This is a genomic window from Nocardioides zeae, from assembly GCF_030818655.1.
GTDB lineage: Bacteria > Actinomycetota > Actinomycetes > Propionibacteriales > Nocardioidaceae > Nocardioides > Nocardioides zeae_A.
The window spans coordinates 1826819-1842207 of sequence record NZ_JAUTAN010000001.1 but is presented as its reverse complement, the minus strand read 5'-3'; the positions used below and the strand labels follow the sequence as shown (position 1 = coordinate 1842207).

Below are 15389 nucleotides of genomic sequence, written 5' to 3'. Positions count from 1 at the left end.
GATGGAGAACGACCAGATCGACGTGACGCCCCGATCCGCGCCGTTAGTGTGAGCGCGTTGCGCCCGACCAGTGGCGCTCCCGAGCACGATATTTCTTGAGGAGGCTTCGTGAGGCGCACGAAGTTCGCCGCGGTCCTTGCCGCGGGTGTCCTGGCCCTGGCCGGCTGCGGTGACAGCGGCAGCAGCAGCGACGACAGCTCGAACGGCGGTGGCGGCGACGGCGCCGGCTCCGACATCAAGGTCGGCCTGGCCTACGACGTCGGCGGCCGTGGTGACCAGTCGTTCAACGACTCGGCGGCCGCGGGTCTCGACCAGGCGATCGAGGAGTTCGGCGTCGAGTCGCAGGAGTCGGAGGCCGAGGACGGCGAGGCCGAGTCGGCCCGCGAGGAGCGCCTGCGCACCTTCGCCGACGCCGGCTACAACCCGATCGTCGCGGTCGGCTTCGCCTACGGCCAGGCGGTCGCGAAGGTGTCGGCGGAGTACCCCGACGTGGAGTTCGCGATCATCGACGACTCGAGCAACGACCTCGACAACGTCACCAACCTCGTGTTCGCCGAGGAGCAGGGCTCGTTCCTCGTCGGTGCGGCCGCGGCCCTCAAGACGGAGACCGACCACATCGGCTTCGTCGGCGGCGTCGAGACCCCGCTGATCCAGAAGTTCCAGGCGGGCTACGAGGCGGGCGCCGAGGCGGTCAACCCGGACATCCAGATCGACGTCACCTACCTGACGCAGCCGCCGGACTTCTCCGGCTTCGCCGACCCGGCGCGCGGCAAGACCGCTGCGCAGGGCATGTACGACGCGGGTGCCGACATCGTCTACCACGCGGCCGGCGGCTCGGGTGGCGGCGTGTTCGAGGCGGCGTCCGAGTCCGACAACCGGGCGATCGGTGTCGACTCCGACCAGTACAACACCGCCGACCCGTCGGTGCGTGACGCGATCATGACGTCGATGCTGAAGAACGTCGACGTGGCGGTCTACGAGTACCTGTCCGACATCGTCAACGGCGAGGAGGTCGGTGGCACCGTCACCTACGACCTCGCGGCCGACGGCGTGGGCTACTCGACCAGCGGTGGCTTCGTCGACGACATCGTCGACCAGCTGGACGACTACAAGCAGCAGATCATCGACGGCGACATCACGGTCCCCACGACCCCGTGACGTCTCCGGACCGAGCGGGCGGGGGACGCCCCCGCCCGCTCGGGCCAGGTCGTGCGCCCGGTCCCGACCGGGCACGCCGGTGTCTCCTACAGTGACGCCGGTGAGCACGCCAGTGACACAGCATCCAGTGCAGCGGGCCCGAGGACGACGCGTCGTCGTCCCCGGGTCCGTCGCCCGTTCGGGAGGTCCCCGCTCGTGACCACGCACCCCCAGGAGGCCCCCGTCGAGGGCGCGCCCCTGGCCGTCCGCCTCCGCGGCATCGGCAAGCGCTTCCCCGGTGTCATCGCCAACGACGACATCAACATCGACGTCCGCCGCGGCACCATCCACGCCCTCGTGGGGGAGAACGGCGCCGGCAAGTCGACGCTGATGAAGATCCTCTACGGCGTGCAGCCGCCCGACTCGGGCACGATCGAGGTCGACGGCCGCGAGCTGCGCCTGTCGTCCCCGGCCGACGCCATCCAGGCCGGCATCGGCATGGTCTTCCAGCACTTCATGCTGGCCGACAACCTGACGGTGCTGGAGAACGTCGTGCTCGGCGCCGAGAAGCTCCACGGCATCGGGGGCAACGCCCGCACGAAGATCCGTGAGATCTCCGACGCCTACGGGCTGGGCATCGACCCCGACCGCCGTGTGGAGGACCTGGGCGTCGGGGCGCGCCAGCGCGTCGAGATCCTCAAGGTGCTCTACCGCGGTGCGCGCACGATCATCCTCGACGAGCCGACGGCCGTGCTGGTGCCGCAGGAGGTCGAGGAGCTCTTCGACAACCTCCGCGAGCTCAAGCGCGAGGGCCTCAGCGTCATCTTCATCTCGCACAAGCTCGACGAGGTCCTGTCCGTCGCCGACGACATCACCGTCATCCGTCGCGGCACGACGGTCGCGACCGTCGAGCCCGCGTCGGTGACGTCGCGCCAGCTCGCCGAGCTCATGGTCGGCAGCGAGCTGCCGACGCCGCAGACCGAGGCGTCGACCGTCACCGACCACGTGCTCCTCGACGTCGTCGACCTGCGCCTGGACGACCCGGCGGGCGGCCGTGCCCTGCTCTCGGACGTCAGCTTCCGCATCCACCGCGGCGAGGTGCTCGGCATCGCGGGCGTCGAGGGCAACGGCCAGTCCGAGCTCGTCGAGGCCATCATGGGCATGCGCCCGGGGCTCACCGGCCGCATCCTGCTCGACGGGCAGCCCATCGGCCGGCTCAGCACCCGTGCGCGCCGCGAGGCCGGGATCGGGTACATCCCCGAGGACCGCCACCGCCACGGCCTGCTGCTGGACGCCCCGCTCTGGGAGAACCGCGTGCTGGGCCACCAGACCCGCCGGCCGAGCGCCCGGGGCGGTCTCATCGACGCCCGCGCGGCGCGCGCCGACACGCGGCGGATCGTCGAGAACTACGACGTGCGCACCCCGGGCATCGAGGTGCACGCCCGCGCGCTCTCCGGCGGCAACCAGCAGAAGCTCATCGTGGGCCGCGAGATGAGCGGTGACCCGGTGCTGCTCATCGCCTCCCACCCCACCCGCGGCGTCGACGTCGGCGCGCAGGGTGCCATCTGGGACCACATCAAGACCGCACGACGGGCCGGGCTCGCCGTGCTGCTCATCTCCGCCGACCTCGACGAGCTGATCGGGCTGTCCGACCGCATCGAGGTGATCCTGCGGGGCCGCCTCGTCGGTGAGTTCGACCCCGCGGCCGTGACGCCGCAGCAGCTCGGCTCGGCCATGACGGGTGCGGGCCAGGACTCCGCCGGGAAGGAGACGGACGCGTGAACGTCCGACTGACCAAGCTGCTCCTGGGGCTGGCCGCTCCGCTGCTCGCCCTGGGGCTGGCGTTCCTCATCACGAGCCTCGTGCTCGTGCTGGCCGGTGACCCGGTCGGAGCGGTGTGGGGCCAGCTGCTGCAGTGGCCCGAGCCGCGCAACCAGATCAACATCCTCAACAACGCGATGGTGCTGTTCCTCTCGGGCCTGGCCGTCTCCATCGGCTTCCGGATGAACCTGTTCAACATCGGCGTCGACGGTCAGTACCGGGTGGCGGTCTTCGTGGCCGCCGTCGTGGCCGGCGAGGCGTGGCTCCCGGGCTACGCCAACACCGCCCTCGCGATCGTCTGCGCGATGCTCGCCGGCGCCCTGTGGGCCGGCATCGCCGGTGTCCTCAAGGCGACCCGCGGCGTCAGCGAGGTCATCGCGACGATCATGCTCAACTTCATCGCGACCTCGCTCGTGGCGTACCTGCTGGCCAAGGCGGCGGTCCGCGAGGAGGGCAGCAACGTCATCGGCACCAAGGTGATCCCGGAGTCCTCGTGGATCCCGGGCATCCAGGTGTGGAGCGACGTGGCGACCGAGCTCTACGGCTTCGTCGTCATCACGGTGCTCGCGGGTGTGGGCTACTGGTTCGTGCTCAACAAGACCCGCTTCGGCTTCGAGCTGCGGGCCACGGGCCAGTCGACGACGGCGGCCGTGGCGAGCGGTGTCTCGGCCAAGCGCATGACCGTCGCGACGATGATGCTCTCGGGTGCCGTCGCCGGCCTCGTGGGCCTGCCGATCCTCTTCGGCGACTCCCACAGCTACGGCTCGACCTTCCAGTCGGGGCTCGGCTTCGCCGGCATCGCGATCGCCCTCCTCGGCCGCAACCACCCGATCGGCATCGCGCTCGGCGCCCTGCTCTTCGCGTTCCTCGACGAGCAGTCCAACCCGCTGCAGATCCTCGTGGGCGTCTCGCCCGACATCGTCGCCATCACGCAGGGCGTGATCGTGCTGACCGTGGTGGTGTCCTACGAGCTCGTCCGCCGCTACGGCGCGCGCCTGGAGCAGCGGCGCGTGGCCGCCGAGCTCGCCGCGGGCGTCACCGTGGCGCCGACCAGCGCCACCACCGACACCGACCCCTCGGCACCGGACGGGTCCGGCCGACCCGGCGACGGTGACGTCGACCTCTCGAAGGAGACGACGCGATGACCATGCCCTCGCTCGGCGCCGCCAGGCCCGGCCGCGCCCCGGCGTCGTCGAGGACGCGCCGCTGGCGCTGGATCCTCATCGGCTTCCTGCTCGTCATGCTCGCGCTCTCGCTGCTGCAGCTCGTGACCGGCGCGAACGACCTCACGTCGTCCGGCGCGTTGGCCGCGACCCTCGTCGCGATCATGCCGATCCTGCTGGCCGGTCTCGGCGGTCTGTGGTCGGAGCGCGCCGGCATCGTCAACATCGGCCTCGAGGGCATGATGATCCTCGGCACCTACGGCGCCGGGTTCTTCGGCTACCACTACGGAGCCGTGGCCGGCATCCTCGGCGCGGTCCTCATGGGCATGGTCGGCGGTCTCATCCACGCCGTCGCCACCGTGGTGTTCGGCGTCGACCACATCATCTCGGGCGTCGCGATCAACATCATCGCGCTCGGTGCGGTGCAGTACCTGGCGTCGCTGACCTTCGTCGGCCTCCCCGGCGGCGGGCAGACCCAGTCGCCGAAGATCGCGGACGTCCCGTCCCTCACCATCGGCCCCCTGAGCGACGCCTTCGGCACGGTCGAGGGCAAGGACATCTTCTTCGTCTCCCAGGTCGCGGCGCTCCTGCGGGCCCTGACGACGAACCTGTCCGTGCTCGTGATCGTCGGCTTCCTGCTCGTGCTGCTCACGTGGTGGCTGCTGTGGCGCACGTCGTTCGGCCTGCGCCTGCGCTCCTGCGGCGAGAGCCCGGCCGCGGCGGAGACGCTCGGTGTCGCGGTGCTGCGCTACAAGTTCATCGCCGTCCTCGTCTCCGGCGGCCTCGCCGGCCTCGCCGGCGGCTTCCTCGCGATCGTCGCCTCGAGCAACTACCGCGACGGCCAGACCGGCGGCCGCGGCTACATCGGCCTCGCGGCGATGATCTTCGGCAACTGGCGTCCGGGCGGCCTGCTCGCCGGCTCCGGACTGTTCGGCTACACCGAGACGCTGGGCCTCCGCCAGGGCGGCTCGTCCGTCCACGCGCTCCTGCTCCTCGTCGCGGTCGCCGCCATCGCCTTCGCGGTCTGGCAGGCGCGTCGCGGTGCCTCGTGGCAGCTGGTCGGCGGGCTCGTCCTGGCCGGTCTGCTCGTTGGCGCGCTGTACTTCTCGATCGACGAGGTGCCCGGCGACTTCACCCGCATGACGCCGTACGTCATCACCCTCGTGGTGCTGACCGCCGCGGCCCAACGGTTGCGGGCCCCGGCGGCGGTGGGTCTGATCTACCGCAAGGGCTCAGCCGGGTGACGGCCACGTCGTCCCCTCAGTCCCCCCAGCCCCCCGCGGGCCGGGGGGCCTGGGAGGGCTGGGCCGACCTGCAGGCCGCCGCGTCGACGGCGGCGGGGCGGGCGTACGCGCCCTACTCCGGGTACGCCGTCGGCGCCGCCGCGGTCGTCGACGACGGCCGCCTGGTGACGGGCTGCAACGTGGAGAACGCGTCGTACGGCGTCGGGCTCTGCGCCGAGTGCGGCCTGGTCTCCCAGCTCCACCTGACCGGCGGCGGCCGGCTGACCCACTTCGTCTGCGTCAACGGCGCGGGCGAGGTGATCATGCCGTGCGGCCGCTGCCGGCAGCTGCTCTTCGAGAACGGCGGCAGGGACCTGCTGCTGATGACGGTCGCCGGTGTGCGACGGATGGACGAGGTGCTTCCCGATGCGTTCGGTCCCGACGACCTCTCTCGACCTCACGGCGCCTGACCTCGTCGCGAACCCGTACCCGCTGCTGGCGGCGGAGCGGGAGCAGCACGCGGTGGCCTGGCACCCCGGCCGCGAGACGTGGTTGACGTTCGACCACGCCGCGACCAGCGCGGTGCTCCGCAACCGCCGGCTGGGCCGCATCTGGCGGGACCGCGAGCCGACGGACTACCTGGAGCCGTTCAACCTCCTCCACCGCAACCAGATGATGGAGAACGAGCCGCCCGACCACACGCGGCTGCGGCGGCTGGTGGCCGGCGCCTTCGCCCGCGGGCACGTCGAGCGGCTGCGGCCCCGGGTGCAGGAGCTCGCGGCCGAGCTCCTGGGCGAGGTCGACCCGGACGGCTTCGACGTCATCGGCGCCTACGCCGAGCCTCTGCCGGTGCTGGTCATCGCCGAGCTGCTCGGCGCTCCGACCAGCCTGGCGCCCGAGCTGCGGGACTGGTCGCAGGCGATCGTGCGGATGTACGAGCCGTCGCCGTCGGCCGAGGTCGTGGAGGCCGCGGTGCGGGCGGCCGAGGCGTTCGCCGGCACCGTGCGCGAGCTGGCGCGCGACCGTGCGGAACGCCCGGCCGACGACCTGCTGAGCGACCTGGTCGCGGCCCGGGAGGGTGACCAGCGGCTGAGCGAGGACGAGGTCGTCGCCTCGGCGGTGCTGCTGCTCAACGCGGGTCACGAGGCCTCCGTCAACGTCTTCGGCAACGGCCTCGTGGCGCTCCTGCGGTCGCCCGCGGCCGCCGACGTACGCCGCGCCGCCGCCACCGGCGACGTGAGCGTGGTGCCGACGCTGGTGGAGGAGATGCTGCGCTTCGACTCCGCGCTCCACCTGTTCGAGCGGACCGCCACCGCCGACGTGGAGCTCCCGAGCGGCGACGGCACGGTCGTGGTGCGGGAGGGGGAGCGCATCGCGGCCCTCCTGGGGGCCGCCAACCGCGACCCCGCGGTGTTCGCCGACGCGGACACGTTCGTGCCGACCCGTGACCCCAACGCGCACGTCGCCTTCGGCGCCGGTCTCCACTTCTGCCTCGGGGCACCGCTGGCGCGCATGGAGCTCACCGAGTCGCTGGGGCTGCTGCTCACCCGCATGCCGGGCCTCGAGCTCGCTGCCGAGCCGGTGTCGCGGGGCACCTTCGTGCTGCGAGGCTACGAGTCGGTCACGGTCGCCGCCGGAGCGGGCGTCGCGGCTCCCTGAGCACCCCCGCCGTGCGTAGGCTGCCCCGGTGAGCGCACACGACGTCATCGAGGTCATCACCACCAAGCGGGACCGGGGCACCCTGAGCGACAGCCAGATCGACTGGGTGGTCGACGCCTACACGCGGGGGCAGGTGGCCGACGAGCAGATGTCGGCGCTCGCCATGGCGATCCTGCTCAACGGCATGGAGCGCGCCGAGATCGCCCGCTGGACCGCGGCGATGATCGCGTCGGGGGAGCGGATGGACTTCTCGTCCCTCTCGCGCCCCACGAGCGACAAGCACTCGACCGGCGGGGTCGGCGACAAGATCACGCTGCCGCTCGCCCCGCTCGTGGCTGCCTGCGGCGTCGCCGTACCGCAGCTGTCGGGTCGCGGACTCGGCCACACCGGCGGCACGCTCGACAAGCTGGAGTCGATCCCGGGCTGGCGGGCGTCGCTGAGCAACGCCGAGATGCTGGCGCAGCTGGAGTCGGTGGGCGCGGTCATCTGCGCCGCGGGCGACGGTCTGGCGCCGGCGGACAAGAAGCTCTACGCCCTGCGGGACGTGACCGGCACGGTCGAGGCGATCCCGCTCATCGCGAGCTCCATCATGAGCAAGAAGATCGCGGAGGGCACGGGAGCGCTCGTGCTCGACGTGAAGGTCGGCTCCGGCGCGTTCATGAAGACCGCGGAGCGGGCCCGTGAGCTCGCCGAGACCATGGTGGCCCTCGGCACCGACGCCGGCGTGCGGACGGTCGCGCTGCTCACCGACATGGCGACGCCCCTCGGGCTCACCGCCGGCAACGCGATCGAGGTGCAGGAGTCGGTGGACGTGCTGGCGGGCGGTGGTCCGGCCGACGTCGTCGAGCTGACCCTCGCCCTGGCCCGCGAGATGCTGCAGGCGGCCGGCCGCGACGACGTCGACCCCGCCGACAAGCTGGCCGACGGCTCCGCGATGGACGTGTGGCGCGCCATGATCTCGGCGCAGGGGGGCGACCCCGACGCCGCGCTGCCCGTCGCGCGGGAGCGTCACGTCGTGACCGCACCCACGTCGGGCGTGCTGACGCGGCTCGACGCCATGGCCGTCGGTCTCGCCGCCTGGCGCCTCGGCGCCGGCCGGGCCCGCAAGGAGGACCCGGTGCAGGCCGGCGCCGGCGTCGTCTGGCACGCCCGCCCGGGCGACCGGGTCGAGGCGGGCGCGCCCCTGTTCACCCTGCTCACCGACACCCCGGAGCGCTTCGACCGCGCCCTGGCGGCGCTCGAGGGCGGGTACGACGTCGGTGACGCCGCGGCGTACACCGCGTCCCCGATCGTCATCGACCGGATCGCCTGACGCACCCATCCGCCCTCCGGGTCGTGGTGCAAGGCCTGCGGGAAGTGCAGGCCTCCCACCACGACCCGGAGTGGGACGGGGTGCCGGGACCGGGGCGGTGGCTCAGGCCTCAGGCCTCAGGCCTCAGGGCAGGAGCAGGACGACCGTCTCCGCGACGCAGGCGGGCTTCGCCTCGCCCTCGATCTCGATGGTGTAGCGGACGTGCACCTGCTTGCCGGCGGGTAGGTCGGCGACATCGCCCAGCGCGACGTGCGCCCGCACGCGGCTGCCCACCAGGAGCGGCTGCGGGAAGCGGACCTTGTTGACGCCGTAGTTGAGCTTGGCGCCGGGGGTGTCGAAGCCGAAGACCAGGCTGCCGAGCCACGGCACGAGGGAGAGCGTCAGGTAGCCGTGCGCGATCGTGCCGCCGAAGGGGCCCTCGGCGGCGCGCTCGACGTCGACGTGGATCCACTGGTGGTCACCGGTGGCGTCGGCGAACGTGTTGACCCGGTCCTGGTCGATCTCCACCCAGTCCGAGACCCCGAGGTCCTCGCCGGCGGCTGCCGCGACCTCGTCGAGGGACGTGAACGTGCGCATGGTTGCTCCTTCTCCCGGCCCGGAGCCGGTGCGTCGATTACCGCTGCGGACCCTACCGACTGCGAAGATGGACCATGGTCGAGACCACCCCTTCCGCCGCTCCCGCAGACCTCTCCCGCGAGCTCATCCGCCGCGTGCCCAAGGTGCTGCTCCACGACCACCTCGACGGCGGTCTGCGCCCGCAGACCATCGTGGAGCTGGCCGCCGAGATCGGGCACCCGCTGCCCGCCGCCGACGCCGCGGGCCTCGCCGACTGGTTCGCCGCGTCGGCCGACTCGGGCTCGCTGGTGCGCTACCTCGAGACGTTCTCCCACACCGTCGCGGTGATGCAGACCGTGCCGGCGATCACGCGGATCGCGCGGGAGTGCATCGAGGACCTCGCCGCGGACGGCGTGGTCTACGCCGAGGTGCGCTACGCCCCGGAGCTGATGACCGACCAGGGGCTGACCCCCGACGCCGTGGTGGCCGCCGTGCAGGCCGGGTTCGAGGAGGGCATGGCGCTGGCCCGCGAGGCCGGCACCCCGATCGTCGCCCGCCAGCTGCTCACCGCCATGCGGCACCAGGCGATGTCGCGCGAGATCGCGGAGCTCGCCGTCTCCTGGCGCGACCGGGGCGTGACGGGCTTCGACATCGCGGGCGCCGAGGCGGGCTTCCCGCCCACCCGCCACCTCGACGCGTTCGAGTACCTGCGCCGCGAGAACGCCCACTTCACCATCCACGCCGGTGAGGCCTTCGGGCTGCCGTCGATCTGGGAGGCGCTCCAGTGGTGCGGCGCCGACCGGCTCGGTCACGGCGTGCGGATCATCGACGACGTCGAGGTCGGTCCCGACGGCCAGGTGCGCCTGGGTCGGCTGGCCAACTACGTGCGCGACAAGCGCATCCCGCTGGAGATGTGCCCCAGCTCCAACGTGCAGACCGGCGCGGCCCCGTCGATCGCGGAGCACCCCATCGGCCTGCTCGCCGACCTGCGCTTCCGGGTCACGGTCAACACCGACAACCGCCTCATGAGCCGCACGTCGATGTCGCAGGAGATGTGGCTGCTCCACACCGAGCTCGGCTTCGGCCTCGACCGGCTCGAGTGGCTGACGACGAACGCGATGAAGTCGGCGTTCACCCACTACGACAAGCGCTACGCGCTCATCACCGAGGTCATCAAGCCCGGTTACGCGGCGTTGCGCTGAGCCCCGGCGCGAGCGCCCGCCGCCCGCGCGGCGAGCGCTCGCGCCGGGTCGTGCAGCGCGTCGGCACGGCGGTCTCGGCCGGCAGCACGCCGCCCCACACGCGCGGCCAGCCGAGAGCGCGGGCCTCGTGGCGGGTGACCTCGCCGCGCGTGACCCGCACGGTCCCGCCGCGCCCCGGCTGGTAGGCGACCAGGTGGTCGTCGCCCGCCTCCAGCACGAGCACGACGTGCCGGGGGAGGAGCCGCGTGCCGACGTACAGGGGCACGGGGTGCCCACCCGCGACGGCGGACACCAGCTGTTCCCAGAAGTCGTCGCGGCGCCGCACCCAGACGTACCCGGTGCCCGGCCGCCCCGAGACCAACCGCAGGTGGCGGGCGAGGGCCCAGGGCGCGGTGCCCAGCCGCCGCGGCCACGGCGCCTGCGTCTCGCCCGCGAGCCGCAGGCCGTTGGTGGCGGTGTGCACCGCGAGCGCCTCGTGGCGCAGTCGTGCCGTGACGTCCGGGTCCCCGAGCACGGCGGCGGCGTACGCCGCGGAGTGGTGCAGGTGCGCCACCACGAGGCAGCACGAGCCGCAGGTCGTGGGGTCGGGCTGGCGGAAGCCCTCGATCGCGGCGGCCAGCGACGACGGCGTGCGGCGGGGCCGCGACTCGACGTCCGCGGCCAGGTCGCGCAGCGCGGCGAAGGCGTCGTGGGTGGACGCCGGCACGCAGCCCACCGCGACCGCCCGCTCGACGATGCCGCGCTGGGCGCGGGCGAGCGCCGCGCCGCGGCGTACCAGCACGAGCGGGGGCTTGCGGTGCTCCCGGAGGTCGCGGGTGAGCCGCCGCCAGAAGGTGACGGTGGGCGGCTGGGTGAGGCAGTACGCCGCGGCCAGGAGCCCCCGCGCAGCGAGCTCCTCGACGACGTCGGTGGCGAAGATGCCCTCCGTCACCACGAGCGGTGACCCGCCCAGGTCGAGCACCCGGGAGCCGGTGCGGCCGTTGGCGGCGATCTCGTAGGTCGGCACCTCGACGCGGCCGGAGCGGCAGACCTCCTCCAGCGCCGCCAGTGCCTCGTCCCGCAGCCAGGAGCCGGAGTGGTCCCAGTCGACGATCCCGGCGTTGGGGCCGGACGCGATGCGTGGCAGGGCCGGGTCATCGCCGTCGCGGTAGAAGTCGTCGAGCCGCAGCACGGGCAGGCCGAGGCGCTGCGCGAGGCGGGACTTCCCCGACCCGGACGGGCCGGCGAGGACGATGACGCGAGCGGCGAGCGGGGTCGTCATGGGACCGGCGACGGGCGGGGGCTCAGTAGCCGCCGGCGGCGGGACCGCCGCCGAGCAGGGCGCGCGAGCCCGACACCCCGAGGCGGGTGGCGCCGGCCGCGACCATCGCGCGGGCCTGCTCGAGGGTGCGGACGCCGCCCGAGGCCTTGACGCCCAGCGCGGGCGCCACGGTCTCGGCCATGAGCCGGACGGCGTGCTCGGAGGCGCCACCGGCCGGGTGGAAGCCGGTGGAGGTCTTGACGAAGTCCGCGCCGGCCTCGGCGGAGGCGCGGCTCACGGCCACGATCGCCTCGTCGGACAGGGCGGCGGACTCGATGATCACCTTCAGCACCGTCGGCGCCGGGACCGCGGCCCGGACGGCGGCGATGTCGGCCTGCACGTCGGCGTACCGACCCTCGATCGCGGCCCCCACGTCGATGACCATGTCGATCTCGTCGGCGCCGTTCGCGACGGCCTCCGCGGCCTCGGCCGCCTTGACCGTCGAGGTGTGCTTGCCGCTGGGGAAGCCGCAGACGACGGCGACCTCGAGGCCCGCGGGGACGGTCAGCGGCAGCATGTTCGGCGAGACGCACACGGAGTAGACGCCCAGGTCGGCCGCCTCGGCGACGAGCGCCTCGACGTCGGCCCGCGTCGCCTCGGGCTTGAGGAGGGTGTGGTCGATGAGACGGGCGACCTCGGCCACCGTCGGCTCGTCGGCGGGCGTGGGCTCGGGGGTCTGCGCGTCGGTCACCGCGCCAGCATAGGAGGCGTCGGGCGGGACGGGGCGCGCAGGTTCGCCCCGCCTCAGAGGCCCGCCGCCGCCTTCACGCCGAGCTTGAGCGCGTCGAGGCGCTGGGCCGCGACGATGCGCGCGGCGGCGACGCCCCCGGCGTCGCCGTCCGGCCCGGCGTCCTCGTCCTCCACCGGCACGACGACCTCGAGGTAGCACTTGATCTTGGGCTCCGTGCCGCTCGGCCGCACGATCACGCGCGCGCCGTCGGCGAGGCGGTAGCGCAGCCCGTCGGTGGGCGGCAGGTCCGCGGTGCCCTGCGCGAGGTCCTCGGCGGTGAGCACCTCGAGACCGCCGAGCTCCGTCGGCGGGGTCGCCCGCAGGCGGGCCATCGCGTCGCGGATGACCTGGAGGTCCGCGACGCGCACCGAGAGCTGGTCGGTGGCGTGCAGTCCGTGCGTGCGGGCGATGTCGTCGAGCGCGTCGAGCAGCGTGCGTCCCTCGGCCTTGAGCGCCGCGGCCTGCTCGCACAGCATCAGCAGCGCCGACACGCCGTCCTTGTCGCGCACCGAGCCCGGGTCGACGCAGTAGCCCAGCGCCTCCTCGTAGCCGAAGGCCAGTCCCTCCACCCGCCCGATCCACTTGAACCCGGTGAGCGTCTCGAGGTGCGGCTGGCCCGCGGCCTCGGCGATCCGGCCGAGGAGCGACGAGGAGACGATGGAGCAGGCGAAGATGCCCGCGGCGCCGCGGTCGAGCAGGTGGGTCGCGAGCAGCGCGCCGACCTCGTCGCCGCGCAGCATCCGCCAGCCGGCCGGGTCGCCCGCGTCGGCCCCCGGCACCGGCACGGCGGCCGCGCAGCGGTCCGCGTCGGGGTCGTTGGCCACGACGAGGTCCGCGCCGGTGCGGGCGGCGAGCGCGATCGCCGCGTCCATGGCGCCGGGCTCCTCGGGGTTGGGGAACGCGACGGTCGGGAACGTGCCGTCCGGCTCCTCCTGCTCCGGCACCACCGAGGGCTCGTCGAAGCCGGCCGTCTCCAGCACCTGGCGCACCGGCACGCCGCCGACGCCGTGGAGCGGGGTGTAGACGACCCGCAGGTCGCGCGGGCCGTCACCCGCGAGCGCCGCGACGGTGTCGAGGTAGCGGTCGACGAGCTCGTCGTCGAGCACGGTGCCGGCGTCGCCGCGCGGCACGTCGGCGAACGCGCCGACCGCGGCGATCCGGGCGGAGATCTCGGCGTCGGCGGGCGGCACGATCTGGCAGCCGTCACCCAGGTAGACCTTGTAGCCGTTGTCCTCCGGCGGGTTGTGGCTGGCGGTCACCATGACGCCGGCGACGGCCCCGAGCTCACGCACCGCGTAGGCCAGCAGCGGGGTCGGCAGCGGCCGGGGGAGCACGTAGGCCCGCAGGCCCGCGCCGGTGACGATCTCGGCGGTGTCGCGAGCGAACACGTCGGAGTCGCGCCGCGCGTCGTACCCGACCACCACCGCGGCACCCGGCCCGGCGCCGTGGTCCCGCAGGTACGCCGCGAGCCCGGCCGCCGCGCGGGACACCACCACCCGGTTCATGCGGTTGGGACCCGGCCCCAGCGCGCCGCGGAGGCCCGCCGTGCCGAACTCCAGGGTGCCGTCGAAGCGGTCGGCGAGGTCGGCCAGCGCGGCGGGGTCGCCGGCCTCGACGGCGGCGAGGACGTCCGCCAGCTCCGCACGCGTGCGCGGATCGGGGTCCTCGGCCATCCAGTCCCGTGCCGACGCGATCAGGGCGCTGGTGTCCGTGGTGCTCATGCCGCTCACGGTAGTGGGTGCAGGATGGGGCCGTGCCCTCTCCGACCCCTGTCGACGACCTGGTGGGCGGCGCCCCGGACACCGCCGGCCTCCTGGCCCGGCTCCACGACGCCCACGTCGAGCGTCTCGCCGCGGTCGACCCGCTCGTCCGTCCCGCCGTGCCGAGCGCGGAGGAGGCCGACCGGCTCCTCGTCAGCGGTGACGTGGGGGGCCTGGCCACGGTGCGCGACAGCGATCTGCTCTGGGTCGCCCGGCGCGCGCACGTGCTCACCGTGCGGGCCGCGGCGCCCGACGCGCCCGCGTGGGCGGCGGTGCTCGACCGGTGGCTCGCGCGGGTGGGCGACGACCCGGCGGCGACCGACGCCGAGACGTCCGCGACGGTGGCGGTGGCCAGTCGCGACGTCGACCTCGTCGCCCCGCTCGTCGCCCGGCACTTCGGACCGGCCTCGGTCCTCGCGCTCCGCGCCCTCGACCGGCCGGACCCCGACGTCTGGCGGCGCCCGCCCCCCGGCGTACGCATCCGCCCGGCGGGGCGGGCGGACCTGCCCTGGCTGCTGGACCGGTCCGTCGACCTGCACGCCTGGGAGAGCCGGTTCGGCTACGTGCCGCCGCGGCCCGACGCGCGCGCCTCGCTCGAGGCCGAGCTCGGCGAGGCGCTGGAGCGCGACGAGGGCTGGACGTGGCTCGCGGAGCTCGACGGCGAGGCCGTCGCCTTCTGCCAGGTCAACCCGCCGGAGTCCGCCGCGTGGGTCAACGGGGCCACCTGGCTGGCGCCCGCCGGCTACCTCGTCCAGGCCTACGTCGAGCCGGTCCTGCGCTCGGGCGGCCTCGGTCGCGTCCTCGCGGCGGCGGCCCACGCCCGGGCCGCCGAGGAGGGCTGGGCGGCGATGCTGCTCCACCACTCCGGCGTCAGCGGCTGGTCCACCCCGTTCTGGGCCTCGATGGGCTACCGGCCGCTCGTCACGTCGTGGATGCGCCGGCCGGCGTTCCGCTCCGCGGTGGGCTGAGGGCGCGTGGCGGCGTACGTCTTCACCGAGCGCTGGGTCCTGCCCCACCCGCCCGACGTCGTCGCGGCCGTGCTGCTCGACCTCGCGGCGTACGTCGACTGGTGGCCGCAGGTCGTCGCCGTCGGCCGGCTGGGCGACGACGACGCGCTGGTGCTCTGCCGCTCCACGCTGCCCTACGACCTCGAGCTGCACCTGCGCGCCACGGAGCGGCGGCTCCCGACGCTGGAGGTGGCGATCGACGGCGACCTGGTGGGTACGGCGCGGTTCACCGTCGTCGAGGACGGCGCCGGGTCGCGGCTCGACTACCGGCAGGAGGTCGACCTGGGCGGCTGGTTCGGCCGGGTCCCCGCCCCGCTGCTGCGCCTCGGCGACCCGCTCCTGCGGTGGAACCACGCCCGGATGATGGCCGGGTGCGTGGCGGGCCTGCGGGCGCGGCTGGTGGAGCTCGCCGACCCCTCCCGGACGTCATGCGGAGTCGCGGCCGGAGCCACCGCTCCGCATGACGTCCGCGAGGGGTGAGCGGGGTCCCTATCCGGACGTCATGCGGAGCGGCGGCCGG

General features: G+C 73.9%; 14 protein-coding genes. 10 read left to right on the top strand and 4 right to left on the bottom strand.

Annotation, left to right across the window (positions count from 1 at the left end):
- Window positions 1-108: 108 nt before the first annotated feature.
- From QE405_RS08750 to QE405_RS08720, 7 genes are all read left to right on the top strand, one after another.
- Window positions 109-1158 carry a BMP family lipoprotein gene (locus QE405_RS08750; protein WP_307199801.1) on the top strand — a complete coding sequence of 350 codons (1050 nt, stop codon included), beginning with the start codon at window positions 109-111 and terminating at the stop codon, window positions 1156-1158.
- A 195-nt stretch (window positions 1159-1353) separates the two neighbouring features.
- Window positions 1354-2919 carry an ABC transporter ATP-binding protein gene (locus QE405_RS08745; RefSeq protein ID WP_307199800.1) on the top strand — a complete coding sequence of 522 codons (1566 nt, stop codon included), beginning with the start codon at window positions 1354-1356 and terminating at the stop codon, window positions 2917-2919.
- On the top strand, window positions 2916-4103 hold the full coding sequence (locus tag QE405_RS08740; RefSeq protein ID WP_307199799.1) for an ABC transporter permease: 1188 nt from the start codon (window positions 2916-2918) through the stop codon (window positions 4101-4103). Before QE405_RS08745 ends, QE405_RS08740 begins: the two co-directional genes overlap by 4 nt.
- The gene (locus QE405_RS08735; protein WP_307199798.1) at window positions 4100-5365 is read left to right on the top strand and encodes an ABC transporter permease; all 1266 of its coding nucleotides are present in this window, start codon (window positions 4100-4102) and stop codon (window positions 5363-5365) included. Before QE405_RS08740 ends, QE405_RS08735 begins: the two co-directional genes overlap by 4 nt.
- A gap of 68 nt (window positions 5366-5433) precedes the next feature.
- Window positions 5434-5814 carry a cytidine deaminase gene (locus tag QE405_RS08730; protein ID WP_307205690.1) on the top strand — a complete coding sequence of 127 codons (381 nt, stop codon included), beginning with the start codon at window positions 5434-5436 and terminating at the stop codon, window positions 5812-5814.
- Window positions 5771-7003: a cytochrome P450 gene (locus QE405_RS08725; RefSeq protein WP_307199797.1), complete on the top strand. Its 1233-nt coding sequence runs from the start codon at window positions 5771-5773 to the stop codon at window positions 7001-7003. Before QE405_RS08730 ends, QE405_RS08725 begins: the two co-directional genes overlap by 44 nt.
- A gap of 28 nt (window positions 7004-7031) precedes the next feature.
- On the top strand, window positions 7032-8315 hold the full coding sequence (locus QE405_RS08720) for a thymidine phosphorylase (RefSeq protein ID WP_307199796.1): 1284 nt from the start codon (window positions 7032-7034) through the stop codon (window positions 8313-8315).
- Window positions 8316-8438: 123 nt separating this feature from the next.
- On the opposite strand, the gene QE405_RS08715 is transcribed toward QE405_RS08720, so the two are convergent.
- On the bottom strand, window positions 8439-8891 hold the full coding sequence (locus QE405_RS08715; RefSeq protein WP_307199795.1) for a MaoC family dehydratase: 453 nt from the start codon (window positions 8889-8891) through the stop codon (window positions 8439-8441).
- Between the two features lie 74 nt (window positions 8892-8965).
- Between QE405_RS08715 and QE405_RS08710 the strand changes: the two genes are divergently transcribed.
- The gene (locus tag QE405_RS08710; RefSeq protein WP_307199794.1) at window positions 8966-10072 is read left to right on the top strand and encodes an adenosine deaminase; all 1107 of its coding nucleotides are present in this window, start codon (window positions 8966-8968) and stop codon (window positions 10070-10072) included.
- On the opposite strand, the gene QE405_RS08705 is transcribed toward QE405_RS08710, so the two are convergent.
- The 3 genes from QE405_RS08705 to QE405_RS08695 are packed head-to-tail and all read right to left on the bottom strand — an operon-like array spanning window position 10044 to window position 13823.
- Window positions 10044-11333 (bottom strand): hypothetical protein, encoded by a 1290-nt coding sequence (locus tag QE405_RS08705; RefSeq protein WP_307199793.1) that lies wholly within the window; start codon window positions 11331-11333, stop codon window positions 10044-10046. The genes QE405_RS08710 and QE405_RS08705 overlap by 29 nt on opposite strands.
- Window positions 11334-11355: 22 nt before the next feature.
- Window positions 11356-12063 (bottom strand): deoxyribose-phosphate aldolase, encoded by a 708-nt coding sequence (deoC, locus tag QE405_RS08700; protein ID WP_307199792.1) that lies wholly within the window; start codon window positions 12061-12063, stop codon window positions 11356-11358.
- A 53-nt stretch (window positions 12064-12116) separates the two neighbouring features.
- Window positions 12117-13823, bottom strand: a complete 1707-nt coding sequence (locus QE405_RS08695; RefSeq protein ID WP_307199791.1) for a phospho-sugar mutase — start codon at window positions 13821-13823, stop codon at window positions 12117-12119.
- 32 nt (window positions 13824-13855) lie between these two features.
- Here QE405_RS08695 and QE405_RS08690 point away from each other — a divergent pair, with 32 nt between their 5' ends.
- Window positions 13856-14830, top strand: coding sequence for a GNAT family N-acetyltransferase (locus QE405_RS08690; RefSeq protein ID WP_307199790.1), 975 nt, complete (start codon window positions 13856-13858; stop codon window positions 14828-14830).
- 6 nt (window positions 14831-14836) lie between these two features.
- Window positions 14837-15349, top strand: coding sequence for an SRPBCC family protein (locus QE405_RS08685; RefSeq protein ID WP_307199789.1), 513 nt, complete (start codon window positions 14837-14839; stop codon window positions 15347-15349).
- The last annotated feature ends 40 nt before the right edge of the window (window positions 15350-15389 follow it).